At 36.4% G+C, this 20,738-nt stretch carries 18 protein-coding genes and 1 riboswitch; of the genes, 12 read left to right on the forward strand and 6 right to left on the reverse strand.

The window, feature by feature from the left end:
* Window positions 1-80 precede the first annotated feature (80 nt).
* From DW114_RS09675 to DW114_RS09690, 4 genes are all read right to left on the reverse strand, one after another.
* Window positions 81-2,534, reverse strand: a complete 2,454-nt coding sequence (locus tag DW114_RS09675; RefSeq protein WP_117453544.1) for a GGDEF domain-containing protein — start codon at window positions 2,532-2,534, stop codon at window positions 81-83.
* Window positions 2,535-2,710: 176 nt separating this feature from the next.
* Window positions 2,711-4,834: an EAL domain-containing protein gene (locus DW114_RS09680; protein WP_117453545.1), complete on the reverse strand. Its 2,124-nt coding sequence runs from the start codon at window positions 4,832-4,834 to the stop codon at window positions 2,711-2,713.
* 26 nt (window positions 4,835-4,860) lie between these two features.
* Window positions 4,861-5,487 carry a phage holin family protein gene (locus tag DW114_RS09685; protein ID WP_117453546.1) on the reverse strand — a complete coding sequence of 209 codons (627 nt, stop codon included), beginning with the start codon at window positions 5,485-5,487 and terminating at the stop codon, window positions 4,861-4,863.
* Window positions 5,488-5,571: 84 nt separating this feature from the next.
* A complete protein-coding gene (locus tag DW114_RS09690) occupies window positions 5,572-6,081 on the reverse strand; it encodes a peptidoglycan-binding domain-containing protein (protein ID WP_233509588.1) in 510 nt (169 codons plus the stop codon).
* Window positions 6,082-6,195: 114 nt separating this feature from the next.
* Between DW114_RS09690 and DW114_RS09695 the strand changes: the two genes are divergently transcribed.
* Window positions 6,196-6,888: an MSCRAMM family protein gene (locus DW114_RS09695; protein WP_117453548.1), complete on the forward strand. Its 693-nt coding sequence runs from the start codon at window positions 6,196-6,198 to the stop codon at window positions 6,886-6,888.
* On the opposite strand, the gene DW114_RS09700 is transcribed toward DW114_RS09695, so the two are convergent.
* The gene (locus tag DW114_RS09700; protein WP_117453549.1) at window positions 6,853-7,788 is read right to left on the reverse strand and encodes a carbohydrate kinase family protein; all 936 of its coding nucleotides are present in this window, start codon (window positions 7,786-7,788) and stop codon (window positions 6,853-6,855) included. The genes DW114_RS09695 and DW114_RS09700 overlap by 36 nt on opposite strands.
* Before the next feature lie 74 nt (window positions 7,789-7,862).
* Here DW114_RS09700 and DW114_RS09705 point away from each other — a divergent pair, with 74 nt between their 5' ends.
* The 7 genes from DW114_RS09705 (at window position 7,863) to DW114_RS09735 (ending at window position 14,255) form a co-directional block, all read left to right on the forward strand.
* Entirely contained in the window at window positions 7,863-8,717 is an 855-nt protein-coding gene (locus DW114_RS09705) for a metallophosphoesterase (RefSeq protein ID WP_117453550.1), read from the forward strand.
* Between the two features lie 268 nt (window positions 8,718-8,985).
* Entirely contained in the window at window positions 8,986-9,960 is a 975-nt protein-coding gene (locus tag DW114_RS09710; RefSeq protein ID WP_158552266.1) for an exonuclease domain-containing protein, read from the forward strand.
* A 166-nt stretch (window positions 9,961-10,126) separates the two neighbouring features.
* Window positions 10,127-11,410: a hemolysin family protein gene (locus DW114_RS09715; RefSeq protein WP_117453552.1), complete on the forward strand. Its 1,284-nt coding sequence runs from the start codon at window positions 10,127-10,129 to the stop codon at window positions 11,408-11,410.
* Window positions 11,411-11,432: 22 nt separating this feature from the next.
* Window positions 11,433-11,900: a RidA family protein gene (locus DW114_RS09720; protein ID WP_117453553.1), complete on the forward strand. Its 468-nt coding sequence runs from the start codon at window positions 11,433-11,435 to the stop codon at window positions 11,898-11,900.
* A gap of 87 nt (window positions 11,901-11,987) precedes the next feature.
* Window positions 11,988-12,536: a hypothetical protein gene (locus DW114_RS09725; protein ID WP_117453554.1), complete on the forward strand. Its 549-nt coding sequence runs from the start codon at window positions 11,988-11,990 to the stop codon at window positions 12,534-12,536.
* A 108-nt stretch (window positions 12,537-12,644) separates the two neighbouring features.
* Complete coding sequence (locus DW114_RS09730; RefSeq protein WP_117453555.1) at window positions 12,645-13,055, forward strand: competence protein ComK; 411 nt, start codon at window positions 12,645-12,647, stop codon at window positions 13,053-13,055.
* A gap of 99 nt (window positions 13,056-13,154) precedes the next feature.
* Complete coding sequence (locus DW114_RS09735) at window positions 13,155-14,255, forward strand: DNA recombination protein RmuC (protein ID WP_117453556.1); 1,101 nt, start codon at window positions 13,155-13,157, stop codon at window positions 14,253-14,255.
* A 12-nt stretch (window positions 14,256-14,267) separates the two neighbouring features.
* On the opposite strand, the gene asnB is transcribed toward DW114_RS09735, so the two are convergent.
* Window positions 14,268-15,992: an asparagine synthase (glutamine-hydrolyzing) gene (asnB, locus tag DW114_RS09740; protein WP_117453557.1), complete on the reverse strand. Its 1,725-nt coding sequence runs from the start codon at window positions 15,990-15,992 to the stop codon at window positions 14,268-14,270.
* Window positions 15,993-16,127: 135 nt separating this feature from the next.
* Between asnB and DW114_RS09745 the strand changes: the two genes are divergently transcribed.
* The 4 genes from DW114_RS09745 (at window position 16,128) to DW114_RS09760 (ending at window position 20,548) form a co-directional block, all read left to right on the forward strand.
* Window positions 16,128-16,991, forward strand: a complete 864-nt coding sequence (locus DW114_RS09745; protein ID WP_117453558.1) for a YitT family protein — start codon at window positions 16,128-16,130, stop codon at window positions 16,989-16,991.
* Window positions 16,992-17,082: 91 nt separating this feature from the next.
* Window positions 17,083-18,537, forward strand: a complete 1,455-nt coding sequence (locus DW114_RS09750; protein WP_117453559.1) for an ABC transporter permease — start codon at window positions 17,083-17,085, stop codon at window positions 18,535-18,537.
* Between the two features lie 9 nt (window positions 18,538-18,546).
* Window positions 18,547-19,206: an ABC transporter ATP-binding protein gene (locus DW114_RS09755; protein WP_117453560.1), complete on the forward strand. Its 660-nt coding sequence runs from the start codon at window positions 18,547-18,549 to the stop codon at window positions 19,204-19,206.
* A 61-nt stretch (window positions 19,207-19,267) separates the two neighbouring features.
* The gene (locus DW114_RS09760; protein ID WP_117453561.1) at window positions 19,268-20,548 is read left to right on the forward strand and encodes a serine dehydratase subunit alpha family protein; all 1,281 of its coding nucleotides are present in this window, start codon (window positions 19,268-19,270) and stop codon (window positions 20,546-20,548) included.
* An 80-nt stretch (window positions 20,549-20,628) separates the two neighbouring features.
* A riboswitch (cyclic di-GMP riboswitch) is annotated at window positions 20,629-20,703 on the forward strand.
* Window positions 20,704-20,738 lie beyond the last annotated feature (35 nt).

The following is a 20,738-nucleotide window of genomic DNA, read 5'->3' on the forward strand; positions in this document are numbered from 1 at the left end:
AAGGACTTATTACAAATCTATTGTAATGGGTTCTTTTTCATATCAGGATCAAACAAAAAGGATTGTTTGCTGACAATCCTTTAAGCTTCAATTCTATAATTATTCTTTCCATCATTTTTTACTTCATAAAGCAGGGAATCCGCTCTTTGATAAAGAGTTCTTAGGTTATCCTCTTTATGACGGATAGAAACGCCAATACTTAAGGTTGGAATTGGTGTTTTTGCGCTCTTGTTGAGATAAGCTAATTCCTGGAATAACATTTTTATTAATTCCTCCAGACGTTCTCTGGTTTCATATTTTAAGAATACACTAAACTCATCTCCGCCAAGACGCCCGATAAAGGCATTTTCCTGGAAAATCTCTTTCATTGCATTTGCGACAGTAATCAATACCTGATCACCTTCATAATGACCATACGTATCGTTTACATTTTTGAAATCATCAATATCAATAATGGCAAATGCATATTGTTCATCACTTGCTTCCAGTAAATCAGAAATATCTTTTTTGAATGTATTAGAATTTAATACCTTTGTTAGACCATCGATACGACTAGTTTCCAACAACTTATCTTTTTCTAATTTTTGATCATGGATATTCTGGAAACGTCCGATGATGGATACTGGTTTGTTCTGGTCATAAATCACTTTTGTGATGATATGATACCATTGGGGATCCTGATGAGGGAAGTATAATTTCATTTCTTCATCTATATCTTCTTTTCTCATAAGCAGTTGATAGATGGAGTCTTTTCCATTGTTTACCTTTACTTTATAGTGATATTTTGAGAATGGCTGTATGGTTTCATCTGTTTCAAATAAGATCTGACCTTCCTTGGAAAGTGTGATTTCATCTTGGATATAGTTATAAGTAAATGTTACTTCTCGCATCATATCAGACAAATAGCGATAGCGGGTATTTTCTAATTCCAATTGTTTGCCAAGTCGAATCTTGTTTTTATAATACAGGAATAAAACAATAAAGATAAAGGCACAGAAAGAAATAACAAACATTGCCACGAAGAGAGGATTCTCTTTAAAGAACTGTGACAACATAAATTCATGGTTTTGCTGAGCATTTTGATATAGATATTTTTCCAGTCTATTAGGTTCAATAGAACGAATACCTTTATTGATAATCGTAGAAAGTATTTTATCATTCTTATTTGCAATCCCAATACTGTAGCGAACGGTATCATTGATGGTTTTTGGATAAATAATGGTGTGTTCATAGTGATTGCGATATTGATAATAGGAAGCCGCATAACTGTTGGAATAGGCAAAATCACAGGTGCCAGATTCTACTGCATTTAATGTTTCTTCAATTGAATCAAAATAAACTGCCTGTTTAGGATCATTATTGTTTTTTTCACCTTTATAAATCGCCTGTATTTTATTATCTAAGTCCTGTACATTCACATCTTCATTTACAACCATGACTTTTTCTGTTTCAAGATAAGGGGTCGATAATAGTAACGTATCTTTTAAAGCGTAATCATATTCATAATCAACGGAAAGTACCAGATCAACTTCATGTTTATTTATTTTATCCAGATAATCTTCATAAGATTTCGCATAGACATATTCTAGACTGCCGCCGATATTCTCTGTGATATCATTGAGAATGTCATAAGCTACTCCATGTATTTTATTGTTTTTATCCAGATATTCAATCGGCCCAAAGCCATCATGGACAAGCACTTTTAATTTTGGATGTTCTTCAATATAAGCCTGTTCCTTACTGTTCAGATAGATATCTCCATCTTGTTTATTGAAATAACGATTGTATAAATCAGATTGTAATGTTGGATACACTTCACTGATGTAGGTAATCGCTTGATTTAATTCACTGACTACTTCCGTATTGCCCTTGGTTGTCGCAAAGTAGAAGGGAACAGGGGAGAACTTGATAATGGAGCGCATATCATCAGGAATGGATAAGTTAACAGTCAATAAAGCATCGGCTTTTTGTGCATTGACTTTTTCTGCCTGATCAACGTCATCATCACACCATACGATTTCATAATTGATGCCATTCAAATCGGCATACTGAAAAAACAAGTCATTTCGATTCGTTGCTTTTTTCAACAGTGCAACTTTAATGGATTTGTGATCAGAAATGTTAAATTCATCAATTTCTGCTTCCTTTTTATTTACCGCTAATACACTATAGGCATTACCATAATTCTCACTTGGAAAGTCATATAGTTTTTCAGATTGTTCATTATTGGACATGGCACCCATCAAATCGATTTCGCCTTTTTCCAGCATTTGCAACAGCTTTGACAACTGTTCATCTATATCGCCATCCACTGTGACAAACTCATATGTCCAGCCAGTGTATTGGGCAAGTTCTTTTAAATAATCATAGGTATATCCACTATACCCACCCTCTGTTTTTTCTGTTAACCCCTTTTGTATTGGCCAGCCGACACGGATCACTTTTTGTTGTTGGGCATGAACGAAAGGACACATAGAAATCATAATGATGGCAACAAGGCATAGTGTAATGGCCGACTTCAGTTTTTGCTTCATAATCTTCACCTGCTTATCTTTTTTTGTATTGTATGACATATGCATTCGATATTTAGTATATGGAAATCTTGCGATGAACTCAAGGCGGATGCCTGTGAATCTTAAAGATTTACATGTATCGATTTTATGCGATATGTCCATAAATCATTTATGTTACGTGATGAATCAAAAAGCTTTTAATAATCCACCTGTTCCACGACACCAACCGCTTTAATGGATTTTCCACTCTTGTTTTTAATAGCGGTCATCGTGATTCGATTCCATACGATGTTCTTGTCTGCCATACGCGCCTTGATGACACAGGACGCGTGTTCTTCACCTTTATATATTTTTTCATATGTTTTGGCAAAGATCTCTTCATAGCCTTTGCAGACTGTACCATGGTTAATGAATCCTTCAGGAGCGGGCATAGCACAATCATGAAGGCCAAAGGCACGTTGTGTCTGTTTAGAATATGTGACCATATGACTGGCGATATCCAGTTCAAATATTGTGATTTTATCCGTATCCATAGCAATACGAAAACTCTGTTCACACATTTGCAGTTCTTCTAAAGTATTCATATATGCACTGACATCATTGATGGAAGCATAAAGAATTTTTCCATTTGCTGTATCAGATAAGAAGAACAGGCGAACGTGAAGCCACAAAATCTGTTCATTATATAAATAGCGCACAGTCGTATCTGTGCCAGAATCCCTTTGATTTAAAGAATGTTTTAAGGCATCCATGAACAACTGCTGATCATCTGGATGCATGACTTCCAGAATATTTTTATTATGCATAGAAAACTTATGCAGCTTATAATATGCTTCATTGGCTTTTTGGACATATACATTGTTACCATCAAAGCGATAAATCGCCACAGCGCCTAATATATTATTAAGTAAAATTTCAGATACGATATCATCATGAAAAAGATCCTTTAACTTAATTAAGGAGATATCGTTGGCAAGCATCATTTTATTATCTTCAAAATCTACCAAATCGCGGTTTTCCAGCAATTTTTCAAAGGCATCCATGGGCATAGGTTTATAATAATAAAAACCCTGTGCATACAAACAGCCGATTTTCAAAAGAAAATCTACTTGTTCCTTGCTTTCTACACCTTCCGCAATGATTTTTAAATTCAGCCATTTTGCCATACGAATAACAGATTCTATGATATCCTGACTTTTACGGTCCTGTTTATCAAGAAAACGCATGTCCATCTTTAAAACATCTATATTGATATCTTTTAAAATATTCAAAGAAGAATAGCCACTGCCAAAATCATCCATTAATACAGTAAATCCATGATTCATTAAGCGGTTGATCACAAAGATGATTTCATCGCTTCTACTAGAATATGCACTTTCTGTGATTTCCAGCTGCATCCATGATGGATCCAGTTCATAGCGTTTGACTAGATTTTGAAAGATATCCTGTACATCTAATCCAAAGATATCAATGCGACTGATATTCACGGAAATTGGTAAGATTTTATGTTCTTTTGCATGTTTATGCAGCCATTTGGCACTTTCTTCCCAAACAAACTGATCCAGTTTTTTGATGAATCCATTTTTCTCAAAGACAGGAATAAAATCTTTCGGGGAAATCATTCCTTTTTGTGGATGATTCCAGCGTACCAGTACCTCGGCACCGGTGATCTTATTGGTGTTCATATTACACTTTGGTTGAAAATATATCTCAAATTCACCATTCTCTAAAGATTTATCAATGCCATTGATCAGTTCTTGCTCCTCTAATAAAACATTGCGCATGCTGTTGTCATAATAGGCATAGTATTTCATATAAATGCCTTTGACTGATTTTGCGGCAAGGATAGCCCGATCACACATCAATGATACGGGAATATCCAATACTTTGATATCATAGATACCAATACTTGGGATTACTTCCATATCCTTTGAAAATGAGTGAAAGATTTCATTGATTGTTTCTGCGGCTTTATCTCCACCTTGTACCCGTGGTAAACAGATAGCGAAAATATCAGCACCGATTCTTCCATAACAGGCTTCTTTTCCAAAAGCTTCCTGCAGTTTTATGGAAATCCGGTTCAATAAAATATCGCCTAAATCTGTACCATATACATCATTGATCAATTTGAAATGTTCAATATCTGCACAAATCAATTCATATTGTGAAGGGGATGCCTGTTTTAAAATATCTCCGACATGTTCATAAAACGATTGTTTACTGTAGATGTTTGTTAAAGCGTCGTAATTCTTGTAGTAATCAAGTTCTTTTTCCAGCATCTTGATTTTTTCTGTCAATTCATTCTCCCTGCAAGGTCCCATACAGTCATCCCTCCTTGATCGTTACATCAATAACGGAATCTTGTTTCAAACTCTTCTAAATCATTGTCAATGTACTTCCCACTGGCATCTGTCTGGTTCTTTTGAAACATTTGTGGCATTTTTCTTTTCTGAAGCAGATAATTGATCAATCCAATCAATAATGCTTCTACTACTGCAATCATAGGATTTACTTTAAACAATAAGGCAATCACCACAAATAAAACGGTAGATATGCCAAAAGAAATCAACAGCAGTTTTTTATTAATACTTTGATATACCCCTTGAATAAAATCTGTATAGCGCATCATAAAAGCTGCTTCTTCACCCTCTATAGCATATGGTTCATAAACAATCATGGAGGATCGTTTATATTTTGGATGCATCAGGCATTCTTTGACATGCAATATACGCATTGCACAATAACGTGCAGCGTTTTTATTGCCGTTTGCTTCATAGTGACATCCTTCCATATACTGAATATGTACATAGCTTTGCGTATCGATTGGCTCTTTCATCTGTTTCATCAATGCATGAAGTTTTTCTATGATGGCGTTTTGAAAGGAAGGCTGCGTTATAAATTCTTCATAAAGTTGTGAAACGCTTTCCTTAACATCCAATTGTTCTATTTGTTGATCTAATTCCTGTAAATCCATAATGACACCTCTTGCTTCTATATATTACTTTTATTATAGCATAACTTACGAAAAAAGTCTGTGATTGTTTCACAGACTTTCCACTTATAAAGCGTTTCTTTCGTTAATAATAGAATCCCATGTATTCTTTCCAATCACACCATCAATCGTCAGATCATATAAATACTGATACTGCTGAACCATCGTTGTTGTTCTTGGACCAAAGGTTCCATCTAATGGAATCGGACGTAAACAATTATTTTTTGCGGCAATTTCATTTAAATATTCCTGCATTTTAAATACATCCAGTCCCTGATTGCCCTGTGTTAAATAATAGGAACGAGAATATACTGGAATATTGGTGATGATGCCAAGCTCACGAAGTTGATTAACAATACTGTTCCATGTATCTAAGCCAATCTTGCCATTGATGGGTAGATTGGCATATGCCTGCCATTCTCTTACAGCATCTGCGGTATCAACACCGTATTTGCCATCTTCTTTGACACGTGTTTTAGTAAAACCTCTTCCTTGCATGATATTCAAATATCCCTGCATTTTATTGACCGCAATGCCAACATTACCAACTTGTAATGGACCAAACGTGTTATTCATCATGATCCCCCTTTCCTTACAGTATATGGGGCAATGAAAATAAGCAATGATACATCTGCCTATAGATGACAATATTTTTTATTGTCATTCATATAATGAAAAGGGGGTGAGGTTATGAAAATAAAGCTTTTTATGATGTTGTGTTGTTTCTTTTATCTGATCATGCCCATACATAGTGCGAATATCGATGTGAGCTTTCATGTATATACAAATGATCATCTGCCAGTAAGAGGTGCTGTTTTTTCTTTGTACCAGGAGGATATCTGTATAAAAGAAGATATTACAAGTGATGAACAGGGAAATGTCAAAGTGATGGATTTAGAAACAGGTGTATATCATCTAAAACAGAAAACAACCATGGATGGATATGACATATATAAGGAAGATATAAGTTTTTCTTATGAGGAAGGCAAAGCAATGGTATTAAAAGATGTCATCAATCAAAGATTATGTGGAGATGTTACCATACAATTGCTGAATGATGAAAAAAAGCCGATGGCGGATACAACCTTTACACTGACATCTGATCATTTCCAAAAAAGTTATACCAGTGATAAAAAAGGATATTGTCAAATGAAGCATCTGCCACTTGCCACGTATACATTAAGCAAAGGGAACACTTCAACGCAGTTTTCCATCACTCAGGGAAATTATGATCGTACTTATATCTTACAGATCTGTTTAAATCCTCAAAGGATAGAAGAAAAAAAAGAAGATCCATCTTTATGGATCTTAAGCACACTTTTACTGGCATGCTTTGGTTTTGGATTTCTATATGTTTATCGAACAGAATTGAAACAGGGATAGTTCTTTCATACAGGCATCAAATTCATCACTTGTTAAACAGGCGCCTTTTTTGGAAATGATTGCCCCACTGATATGATTAGCGATTTGAATGGCACTTGGTAGATCATAGCCAAGAGAAGTTAGGGCAATGATACTGCCTATGTGACCATCTCCGGCACCAATCGTATCTACTGGGGTCTTTGCCTGTACAGGTAAATAGATGCCATGTGCGTTTTCATATAGATAGGATCCATCTTTACCAAGGGTAATAATCACACTTTGATGCGTTTTCGCATATAAAGCTTTTGCGGCATCTTCTATGTTGTCCTTTCCAGATAAGGCAAGTGCCTCCTGCTTATTTAAGTGTAAGATACAGGATAAGGAAAACAAAGTATCTAATTTTTCCTGTTCAATATGCATAATGCGGGGACCACAGGCAAAATATATTTTGATATCAGGATGTGCTTTTAAATAATCGATGATATATATACCACTTTCTTCTTCAATTTCCAAACCACAGATATAAACTGTATCGATTTCTTCCTGTGCCAGCTGATCAAACCACTGCTTTTGAAAATGGTATTCCGCACCATGCAAGGCTAAAAAACTGCGTTCCTCATCATCCTCTACAAAACAATAGCAGCAGCCGTTTTCTTCTTCACTATCTGGGAAAAAGGGAGTCTGGTGACGTTTTTTTAGTTGTTTTCGTACAAAATCAGCATAGATTCCAGTACCAATGGGTGTGCATAAATGATAATCTACATGAAACAGATCCAACATACAGGCAGCGTTACCGGCACAACCGCCAAGGGCAAATGTTTGTGTGCGGATATGAATATCTTCTTCCTTTTCAGGCAGGTGGGGAATTTCTATAATGACATCGGTGGTACATGAACCAATTATCGCAATATGCGGTTTCATAAATCCATCAATCCTTTCTTTTTTTTACATCGAATGTATGGTATCATCTTACTACAGAACGGACGTGATCGACAATGAAAAAACAAACAAAAAGAACAATACAATTGGTAAGTGGTGCGGTAGCAACTGCTTTATTGGCACGTGCAGCATATCGTCAAAATCATCAGCTGGATATCAGCTCTTTTGTATATCACAACGAAAAACTGCCAGGCAGTTTTCATGGCTTTCGTATCTTGCAGGTATCTGATCTGCATAATGCACGCTTTGGCTTTCATCAGAAAAAACTAATGAAGGAAATTCAGCTAGCAAGTCCGGATATCATTTTGATTAGTGGTGATCTAATAGATAAACGACGCTGTCGTAAAAATAATATTCAGCCAGCCTTACGTTTTGTAAAGGAAGCAGTCAAGATTGCTCCTGTATATTATGTACCAGGCAATCATGAAGCCACAAGTGAAATCTATCCATATCTAAAGGAACGATTATTGGCATATGGAGTTGAGGTATTAGGCAACAGCATGGTGGAATTAAGTAGAAACGAAGAAGCCATTACCTTGATTGGTGTAAAGGATCCAAAATTTTATATTCATGAACCACAGCGCTTTCAACATAATCTTCAGACTCTAAAACAGATGAGTGACAACCAATTTCATATATTGTTATCACATCGTCCGGAATATTTTGATTTTTATGCAGCCTGTGGCTTTGATATCTGTTTTTGCGGACATGCACATGGTGGACAAATTCGCTTGCCTAAGATAGGTGGGCTGTATGCTCCCAATCAGGGAATATTTCCAAAATATACAAATGGACGCTATGTAAAGGGTGATACTACCATGTTTGTATCCAGAGGACTGGGCAACAGCAAGGCACCTTTACGTATACATAACCATCCACAACTGGTGCTGGTGCGTTTATGTAAGGCGTAATATTATGATTTTAGCATTTGTGTGAAATCTTACAAGATGAAAAAGTCATGTATGCTTATGAACATGCATGGGCATCAAGGTTATGCAACAGATAAAGAATATATCTATTTAAATAGTGGAGATACACCTGTTTTTTCGCAATTAAAAGATGATATCAATTTTTGATATTGTGATCATGAATAACTCGTGATGCAATATCTGTAAATATAAACAGCCTTGTCATTTTATGCATTTGCCTTTATAATGTAGCATGTTAAGAGGTACGATTATGTTACATATTTATTTAGATGCCGAATTTGATGCGGTAAAAATTAAAGGGAAATTTCAACAGGCAATCATATCGATTGGGGCTGTGATGCTGGATGATAATGGGAAAGAACTGGATCAGTTTTATTCTCTTGTAAGACCAATGAATTTTGTACGGTTAACTTCTGTGGTTTATCGTATGACACATTTGAATACTCATCAAATTGAACATGCCAAAGCACTACCAATAGTGATGGAAATCTTTATGCGATGGATTCATCGCTATGAAAAGGATATGGATAATGTGAGATTTTACAGCTTTGGACCAGATGATCGAAGGACATTGATACAGAATTGTCGCTATTATGATCTGGATATGGAATTTTTTAAGGATATGAAAGATCTTCAAAAGGAAATATCACCATCTGTGAAGTTTCAAGAACAGCTGATATCCTCCACACTCTCCTTAGATGATTTAAAGAGTGCTTATGATATACATGGAGCAGTAGATCATAACGCTTTAAGTGATGCAATTGATTTGATGGAAGTTCATCGTGCGTATTGTTTACGCAAGCCACAAAACATGACACAGATTGCGGCAATTGTGAATCGCAAGATTAAGAAACAACAGGAGGTTGCCCTGAAACAGCGCTTACGACTTGCAAGAGTTATGAAAGAGCGTTTCAAAGATTATCCATCCCATATTCGAATACAGTTTCGAGAAGATGTGTTAGAAGAATTGAGAACGATGCGTGAGCGTGATGATAATTTTCATATTCGCTTTAAAAGTGATCGTATGATTATAGATGAAGAAGCATATTATTATAATGAATTAAAAATGATCATGTCGTTGATTCTGGATGATGAGGTGCCATCATTTTGTTTGGAAATCCATTACCATGGACAATCATTCACCAAACAATACCTGTTGACATATCGCAATGCGACCATGATCGAACATATTATAAAACGATTAATGGGTGTACCATTAGAATGATTCAGGAAAGGAAGGAAAAAAGGTCCTTCCTTTTTTTATAAGATGTATTTTAAAAATGTGCGTATCCATTGAATTTTTTTGATTTTCGTATATAATACTACTGAGGCGGGAAATTTGATTTCCTGTTTATGATTCGCAAAACAATATGTATGGGGAGTGGTTTTTTTTGGACGGATCGCATATAGGCCTATTGATTTTACTTGTAATACTAATTGCCTTGTCGGCATGTTTTTCTTCAGCAGAAACAGCGTATTCCTCTTTGAATGTCATTCGTTTGAAACAGATGGCGAAAAGCGGAAATAAAAAAGCGAAAACTGCATATGCTAATGCAAAGAATTTTACCGCTGTAATCACAACGATTTTGATTGGAAACAACGTGGTAAATATTCTTGCGACATCAATTTTGACAAGTCTTGCGACAGAACTGATCAAAGGAGCTGCCGGTGTTGCGGTAGCAACTGGTGTGATGACGGTATTGATTTTGGCGTTTGGTGAAATTACACCAAAAATCGTTGCGAAAGCGAAAGCTGAAAATATCGCCTTATTGATGGCTAAGCCATTGAGCATTCTGGTAACGGTGTTACGCCCGATTTCTTTTGTGGTTGAAAAGATTGAACAGCATTGGGAAGAAAAGCTTCAAATCGAAAATGTCACTGCGACAGAAGATGAACTGCTGGAAATCGTCAGTACGATTGAACAGGAAGGTGTCTTGGAACAGGAAGAACGTGAACTGATTGAAAGTGTCATCGAATTTGATGATAAAAACGTTCGTGATATCATGGTGCCAAGAGATCAGGTTGTATTCTTATATGACAATGCAACGTATGATCAGTTAAAAACAACATTACATGATCATAAACTCTCACGTTTACCAGTCATTTCCTATGAAACAACACAGGTTGTGGGAATACTGCGTGTACGTGATGTATTAGATGCATTATTGGAGGGCAAAGAAGTGGTAATCAAGGATTTGATGCAGCCACCAGTATTTGTGACTCAGCGTAAGAAGCTGCCTGCAGTATTAGAAGATATACAAAAATCAAGAGAGCATATCGCTATCGTTGAAGAATCACAGACATCCCATGTTTACGTCGGTATCGTTACCCTGGAGGATGTTTTGGAAGAACTGGTAGGAGAGATCTATGATGAATATGATCCTTTGCCAAATCATGTATTAGAGATTGGTCTACATACCTTTGAGATTGATGGAAAAGTTTCCTTGATTGATTTCTTTGATACTTATGTGGAGGATCAGGATGTTCCTGATACAAAAGCCAGAACATTTGCCGCATGGATTTATGAACTGAATAACCATCGTAAGGTTCGCAAGGGCCGTGAAATAGAATTTGAAAACTTTGAAATTAAAGTACTGGATACAAAAGATGGAATGGCATCCAGAATTGAACTTACGATTCTATCCTATAACGATGATGAAGAATTGCTGGATTAATAGATGAATGGAGGAAATGAACATGAATATCTTTATTAAAGCAGTAAAACCAGAAAATGCGCCGAAAGCATTAGGACCTTATTCACCAGCTACAAAGTTAGGTGATTTCGTATATCTGTCAGGACAGATTCCTTTAGATCCAGAAACTGGTGAAGTAGTAGGTACAACAATCGAAGAACAGACACACCAGGTTATGAAAAATATCGGTGCTGTATTAGCTGATATGGGACTTGGCTACAAACACATTATGAAAACAACCATTTATATCGCAGACTTAAATGACTTCGATAAATTAAATGAAGTTTATGGCTCTTATTTAGAAGAACCATATCCAGCAAGAAGCTGTGTACAGGTTGCACGTCTTCCTAAGGATGTAAAAGTTGAAATCGAATGTTTCGTTATCGATACATTGGTATACGAACAGCAGTATGCTGCACAGCAGAGTGGATGTTCAAGCTGTGGCGGTGGCTGTGATGGAGGCTGCTGCTAGTAAAGCTTTATGAAAGAGGCAAAATGCCTCTTTTTTCTTTTTCAATAGTATGGTAAGCTATAAGTGGATTTACGACAAGGAGGAGCTATGAACTTTATATTAGATATTAACGAAATCGCAAAACATAAGATTTTGCCATGTGATGTGTATCTAAACAATCAGCGGATTCCACATTTCAGCAGTTATCTTGGAGGTTTTCATTGTTGCTTTGAGGATCAATATGCGATGATCTTTGATTCAGAGGAAATCTATTTCCGTTATGTGAAAAACAAATTAACATCACGTGATCGAAGAGTCATGATTGCTTATGAGGATATGGATCATGTTCGCTTTACCATCGCAAGAACTGAAAAAGGTGTAGGCAATAAACTGGTATTAGATATCATCATCTATATGAAGATGGGGTATCCGGTTTCATCATACCAATTAGAAACATCTGCTTTTTCCCAAGTGCCAGAACTGGTAAAACTGTTGAAAGCACACCATGTACATATTGAAGATATCTTAGAACTTCATGTACGGGCAATCAAAAAAACATGTGAGGATTTAAAACAGGAACTGCTTCAAATGTATGATGATATGAAAGAAAAAGCAGGACTGTGTGAGCAGCGTAAAAATGACTGGAAATCAATTTAAACAGGAAAAGATGTAAAAAAAACATCTTTTTTTCGTATTTTCTATAATTATTTTACACTTTTATGATTTTTTCATCTATTTATGGTATAACCATACTTGGTGATGTGAATGATCTATTTATTGTATGAAAAATATCCGGATGTATATTGTTTAAGTGAAAAGGGTGTACACTGTTTCAAAGACACACATAGTGTCAAATTAATTGATCGCTGGTGCTTACGATATGGCAGCAGCTATGAAGGAAGAAAAGCGGCATGTCAAAAGGTTTGTGGTATTCATCAAAAAATACCGATTCTTTTATCTGAGAAAACAAAGGATATCTTATTTCCATTATCTGATATACGAAAGGATGAATGTATCTGGTTGAATTATCGTGCGATCATTTCCGTAAAAACAAAGAAAGACAGTGTATGTATCCTATTTGAAGATGGAAAAACGATTACCTTACATAAAGATATCCGAGGCATTAAGCGCCAACAGACTATCTGTAAGATGTTTTTAAACAGTCTTATGAAATGATGGAATTATGTTATTTCACATAATTTTTATAAGCAGGATTCTTGATTTTATGCTACTATTAATTTACTTTTATTTGTATAGGCGAACTGGAGGTTTTTTATGGAATATTTTTTATTGATATGTGTCTTATTGCTGGTGGTTGTCATCATTGTCATGTTTTTTATGATGCGTCCATCCACCAATAACAAAAAAGAAATGCGCTTATTATTAGCGGAAAGTGAAAAACAGCAACAGGCTGGTTTATGGAATCTTCAAAAACAGATGAATGAACAGCTGCAGTATTTCCAAAAAGAAATGACATCCTCTTTAAAAGCGGATATGATGGATTTAAGGGAAACGACCACCCAACGTTTGTTCTCTATTGAAAAGAATGTAAATAATCATCTTCAACAAGGCTATACCTCTACCAATCAGGCATTTGGCAAAGTGATGGAACAGATGGGAAAGCTGGATGAAAGTCAGAAGAATCTAAAAGAAGTCAGTATGTCAATAGCCAGTATCCAAAATGTATTGACGGATAAAAAGACGAGGGGAATCTTTGGGGAAATTGAGTTGTATACACTATTAGAAAATGCATTTGGTTTAGATCAAAAGCGTTTTGCGAAACAATATAAATTAAGCAATGGCAGTATTGCGGACGCAGTGGTCTTTGCGAAAGCACCTTTACATATGATATGTATCGACTCTAAGTTTCCTTTGGAAAATTATAATCGTTGTATGGAAGAAACACGCAAGGAAGAAAAGGCAAGACTACATCGGGTATTTGTGAGTGATGTAAAAAAGCATATCAAAACGATTCATGATAAATATATCCTGCCTGAAGAAACGGCGGAATTTGCCTATATGTTTCTGCCTGCGGAAGCCGTTTTCTCCTATATTTATGGTAATTGTGAAGAAATCATTCAATATTCTTATGAACAAAAGGTATATTTAGTGTCACCAACGACGCTGATGGCTTATATTACCGCTATAAAAGCAATTTATCTGGGCATTGAACGTAATGAAAATATGATCAGTATCCAGCAGGAGTTAAAAAAGCTGCAGGTGGAATTTGAACGTTTCGAGAAACGTTATCAGACGATCTATCATGATTTTGATAAATGTTATCAGGATATGAAACTAATGCAGATCACAACGGATAAAATGATACAGCGATTCCATGAAATCGAAGAGGTAAAACTAGAAAAAACAGATCAATGATCTGTTTTCTTTTTAAAAATCCAATTGTACATGATACGTTAAGATCCATTGATCAATCTGATAAAGATAAGCTAATAGCTGTGGTCCACTCATCAGCTGGCCATACCATGGAAGGGTATAAGATGCACCTTTACTTTCAATTAGTTCTTTTAATGTGGCGTCATCAAATAAACGATGCAGGGGAGAGGATGGATCATCATATCGTTCCTTTAATAAATCAGCGACCAGATCGGCGTATAGGGGATTATGGGTTTTAGGGAAAGGATTTTTCTTTCTCCAACAGACATCTTTTGGCAGCAGTTTCTCAAATGCCTTACGTAGGATGCCTTTTTCATTTTGTTTATAAAACTTCATATCCCATGGGATATTATATACATATTCCAATGTTCTTACATCCGCAAATGGTGCTCGTATCGTGATGTTTGCCCAGTTTGCCATTGTGATTTGACGTACTACCAAAGTCTGCATGAACCAGTGCAGACATAAAACACTGTGAATCCTTGCTTGGCGGTCTTCTTTACTATCATCAGATAGATAATCCATATCCGCAATGCTGTCCGCATAGTTTTTCTTAATATAGCCCTGATAATCAAAGTGCTTGATATCCTCATGCAACAAGGAAATACGATCATTTACATTTCTTAGCCATGGAAATGTTTCTAAATTTTTTAATTCTTTACGATAAAACCAAGGATAGCCGCCAAAGATTTCATCACTGCATTCTCCACTGAAAATCACACGTTCTTTTTGTGACACCTGTTCACATAACCATAATAAGGAACTGTCGATATCTGCCATGCCAGGAAATTCACGTGCCAGCATGGCATTTTTTAATTCATCACGCAATTGCTTCTGTGTAATCATCAATTCCTGATGTTGTAAAGGATAGCGTTCACACATCTGTTTGATATAATCATCATCTAAAGATACCTGATACATGTTGCCTTTAAAGTTTTCTTTATTGCCTTCATAGGCAAGGGAATAGGTACGCCAGTCTGATGTTTCCTTTGCACATACCGCTGTGATGATACTGCTGTCTAAACCACCGCTTAAAAAAGAAGCATGCACTTGGTCCATCTGACGTTTGATAGAGGCTTCCACAAGTTCATAGACATGTTTTGCGGTCGTATCGATATCATCTTCATGTTTTTTCGCACGTAAACGATAATATGTTTTTAATGCTACTTTATCTTTATACGTAAAATATTGTCCCATGGCTAATTGATGAATGCCATCAAGAATCGTTTTGCTTTCAGGAATACCCGGACCAAAGGCAAACAGGTCCATAACGCCTTCTTTACTCAGCTTTGGTGTAATATCAGCATTATCCAGCATGAGGGAAATACGATTACTGATGACAAGCTGGTAATCATCCTCATAATAATATAGAACAGAAAGTCCCAAAGGATCTTTAGCAGCTAGTATTTGATGATCATGATACAGCACGAAGGCATAGGCTCCTTCGATATGCTTCATCAAATCTTCTTTCCAGTGTAAATAGGCATATAAAAATAATTCTTCTAATGATGCAATAGGGGGAAACTGTGCTTCATGTAACTCTTCTTTAATTTGTTTTTCGTTATATACCTCACCATCTACCACGATGGCATAGTTCTTACGTGCATAACTGATTTCCTCAAAACCACACAGCCACATATCCTGCATATGCACAAGAGAAGCAAAGTGGGTATGCATGGCATCAATGTTCTGATTTTTAATAAATAAATACTCTTTCATTTGATCGCATCCTTTCGTTTCAGTGTATGATATACAAAAACAAAATATGACAGTGAAAACATGTACAGATAGGTAGAATTAAATATAAATGAGTGTATAATAAATATGCTTACAAGAAAAAGGAGAAGTTAAGACATGAAGGATACGTTTAATAGAAAGGATATCTCCACGTTTGTTTTAGTGGTGATTGCGTCATTTCTATGTGCAGTAAACATTAATACATTTATTAATGCTGGGGGCTTGTTTCCGGGTGGTTTTACAGGTTTAACGGTTTTTATTCAGCGATACTTTGATCAATATCTTGATATCGCTATTCCATATTCACCAGTGTATTATTTATTAAATGCCATTCCAGCATTTATCGGCTATAAAATGGTAGGAAAGAAATTTACGATTTTTTCCTGTCTGATGATATTTTTAACCGGTCTATTTGCGGATATCATGCCAAGTATCAATATCACAGAGGATATCCTGTTGATCACAATCTTTGGTGGTATCTTGCAGGGTATCGCTTTGGGTATTGCACTTCGTGGCAATGCCAGTAGTGGAGGTACGGATTTTATCGCTATGTGGATCAGTAAAAAGACTGGTCAGCCGGCATGGAATTTCATCTTGGGGATGAATGCGGTAATGCTTGTGGCAGCAGGATATTTATTTGGCTGGAATAAAGCTTTATATTCCATCATCTTTCAGTTCTGTAGTACACAGGTCATCAATACCGTTCATAAACGTTATAAACAAATGACGATTTTCATTATTACCAGCAACCCAGAAATCGTTGTGGAAGAAATACAGAATTCTACCCATCATGGGGTCACGCGTTTAGATGGTATTGGTACATATTATGGACAGCCAAGAACGATGCTGTATACAGTTGTGGATTCTAATTCCGTAAAAGGTCTGGTGACCCGAATCAGAGAAATTGATACATCAAGTTTTATCAATGTCACAAAGACAGAATATGTCGAAGGCAGATTCTATCAGGTACCGATTGAATAGAGGTTTCATTGAAATCTCTATTTTTTTCATATATTCTTCATGTTTTCATCACATTCCTTCTATATAATGGGTGAGCATAAGGAGGAATATTATGTATATCATAAAGAATGCATGGCGAAACATCTGCCGAAATATGGGAAAGAATATATTGCTTGGCATCATTGCACTCGTCATTGGATTATCTTGTTGCCTTTCATTATCCATTCATCAAGCAGCAGCAAAACAAAGAGCTGCTGGCTTAGATGAGCTTACCATTAACGCAACGATTGGCATTGATCGTATGTCTGTTATGAAACAGGGAAACAAAGAGAATCCAGAGGATGTGGATCCTAAAGAAATGTTGTCAAATATCCATTCACTTTCTTTAGAAGAGTTACAAACATATGCGAAAGCTGAAAGCGTAAAAGATTTTTACTATACAGAAACTTTGTCAATGAATGCAGAAGGCATAGAGCCGCTATCATCAAGTGATGAGCATATGCCAGATATGGGAAAGAATTTTGGTGGTAAAGAAATGAGCAGTGCAGATTTTTCACTTATTGGCTATAGCACCCAGGAGGCAATGACGACTTTTGTGGAAGGCAATGCCAGTATAACTAAGGGCACGATGTTTCTGGAAAGTGATCAAGACACATGTATCATTTCTGAAGAATTAGCAGAATATAACACTTTGGCTGTTGGAGATACCATAAAACTGGTAAATCCAGATAATACCAAAGATGTAACAGAATTAAAAATTAGCGGAATTTACAGCTTAAATGAAACAAGTAGTGATATAGGATTCATGAGAAGTGATCCTGCAAATCAGATATATACAAGTACAACAACTATAGATACGATTGTGGAAGCATCAAATAAAACGGATAGTGATAAAGCTTTAAAGGCAAGTGTATCAGGGACTTATCTGTTTGAAAATGTAGATGCATATGAAGCTTTTGAAGCACAGGCAAGAAATCTTGGATTATCAGATGATTATACGATACAATCACAAAACCTGAATCAATATGAACAAAGTCTTCAACCTTTGGAAAGCCTGAGTGGATATGCGACAATTTTCTTAGTTGTTGTACTTGTGATTGCGGGCTTGATTCTAGTGGTTCTTCATATATATCATATCCGTGAGCGCAAATATGAAATTGGTGTACTTGCGGCTATAGGTATGAATAAGCGCAAAATTGCTTGTCAGTTTGTATTGGAGATATTTGTTGTGACAATGGTATCCATGCTGATAGGAAGTGGCATAGGTGCGTGTATCAGTGTACCAGTTACCAATATGTTGTTAGAAAACACTACCATAACACAAAATGATCGTCCTGGAAATTTTGGGAAAGATATGCCAGAAGATACAGGTGATCATAAAGAAATGTCAAAGGATATGATGGCACAGGGAAAACAATATATTCGTGAAGTAAGCAGTGCTACAGATATCATCGTGGTATTGGAAGTATGTGGCATTGCGGTATTGTTGACAATGGTGTCTGGCGGTGTTGCGATTATGAGCATCTTACGTTATGAACCTTTAAAGATTTTGTCAGATAGAGAGTAGGTGTATCATATGGAAATCTTACAATTACAAGATGTTAGTTATACGTATACAGGAAAAACAAATGTTATTGAACATGTATCCTTGTCCTTTGAACAGGGAAAAATTTATGCCATCGTAGGCAAAAGCGGTGCAGGGAAAACAACGCTGCTTTCCATGATGAGTTTACTGACCAAACCATCATCAGGCAAAATCTTATATGATGCAAAAGATATTACAGATATGGATCCATATCATTATCGAAGTCAATATGTTGGTGTAATCTTTCAGAATTATAACTTGTTAATGCATTTAACCGCTTTAGAAAATGTAGTATTATCCATGGAAATTGCCGGTAAGAAAGAAAACCGCAAAATGATTGCAAGAGAGTTGCTGGAAAAAGTTGGATTGGATGAAGAAGAAATGAATCGCAGAATATTGAAACTATCCGGAGGTCAACAACAAAGAGTTGCCATCGCACGATGCTTGTCTTATGAGCCGAAAGTGATTTTGGCAGATGAGCCAACAGGCAATCTGGATATGGAAACACAGGCTGAGATTCTTGAAATATTTAAGTCCTTGGCAAAAGAGGGTCATTGTATCATTATGGTAACGCACTCTAAAGAAGTCGCTGCCTGTGCAGATGAAATCTATGAATTAAAACGAATGAAAAAATCCACAAAAAAGATATAGAAGGCTATATCTTTTTTTTCTGCCATGTTAAAATATACTAAGGTAGAAGAGGAGTAGAATTATGGATAAAAAAGATCAGCGATATCAGGATTATGTAAGTATTTTAAAGAAGGAACTGGTTCCTGCAATGGGCTGTACGGAGCCAATCGCCATCGCATTTGCGGCAGCACTTGCGAAAGAAAAATTCAATCAGGAAATTGATGCCGTGGATATTTATGCCAGTGGCAACATCATCAAGAATGTAAAAAGTGTAATCGTACCAAATACCGGTGGTAGAAAAGGTATTCCAGTAGCGGCAGTGGTGGGGATTATCGCAGGAGATGCGAGTAAAAATCTTGAAGTTATCAGCGAGGTAAGCGAAGAACAGCGTGCAGCAATCGATACCTTCATGAAGGAAAAATGCATCCGTGTACATCCTTTAAAATGTGAAAATGCATTAGAGCTAGAAGTGATTGTATCTAATGAAAAGTCTTATTGTAAAGTAAAAGTAGCACAGGAGCACAGCAATGTGGTATTGATTGAAAAAAATCAGGAAATCCTGTTTGAAAAAAGTATCTGTGGCAAGGAACAAAAAGATGAAGCATACGCTTCCTTATCCATGGAGGATATCTATGATTTCGCATTAACCGCTGATTTAGATGATGTCAAAGATATTTTGCAGCGCCAGATTGATTACAATACAGCGATTGCAAAGGAAGGCATTGAAAAATGCTATGGGGCAGGTATTGCCAATATGCTGTTGAAAGTATATGGGGACAGTGTACAGGTAAAGGCAAGAGCAATGGCTGCAGCCGGTTCTGATGCAAGAATGAGTGGTTGTGAATTGCCAGTCATCATTAATAGTGGAAGCGGCAATCAGGGCATGAGTGCTTCTTTACCGGTTATTGTATATGCGAAAGAGCTGCAAAAAAGCAAAGAAGAATTATATCGGGCATTATTGATTAGTAATCTTTCCACGATCTATCAAAAACAGTTCATTGGCAGATTGTCTGCATATTGTGGGGCAGTGAGTGCAGGTGCTGGCGCAGGTGCTGGGATTGCATATCTTTTGGGTGGCAACTATGAAAACATTACGCATACGATTGTCAATGCATTAGCAATCACAAGCGGTATGATCTGTGATGGGGCAAAACCAAGCTGTGCCGCTAAGATTGCCAGTGCCGTTGATGCGGGGATTATGGGCTGTTATATGTATCAATGCGGTAAGCAGTTTTATTGTGGAGAAGGCATTGTTCAAAAGGGAATCAAGGCCACAATAGAAAGTGTAGGAGAGCTTGCCCGCAAGGGAATGAAGGGAACCGATGAAGAAATTATAGAATTGATGATAAAAAATGATAAATAAAGGATAAAAAGGAATATATTTTCTACGAATGTAGGAAAAATATTCCCTTTTTTTCCTAAAAAGGTTATAATTAATTTGAAAATATAAATAGGCAAATCTACCGCAAGATAGAGACGCAAAACTACAGGGTCCCACGGGGATAGCCAGTTGCAAAAAAAATGTTCTTTTTTTTGTTGCTGTTTTGGCAGCC

Origin of the sequence: Absiella sp. AM09-50, assembly GCF_003433845.1 — a bacterium.
In the GTDB taxonomy this organism is placed as follows: domain Bacteria; phylum Bacillota_I; class Bacilli_A; order Erysipelotrichales; family Erysipelotrichaceae; genus Hoskinsella; species Hoskinsella hominis.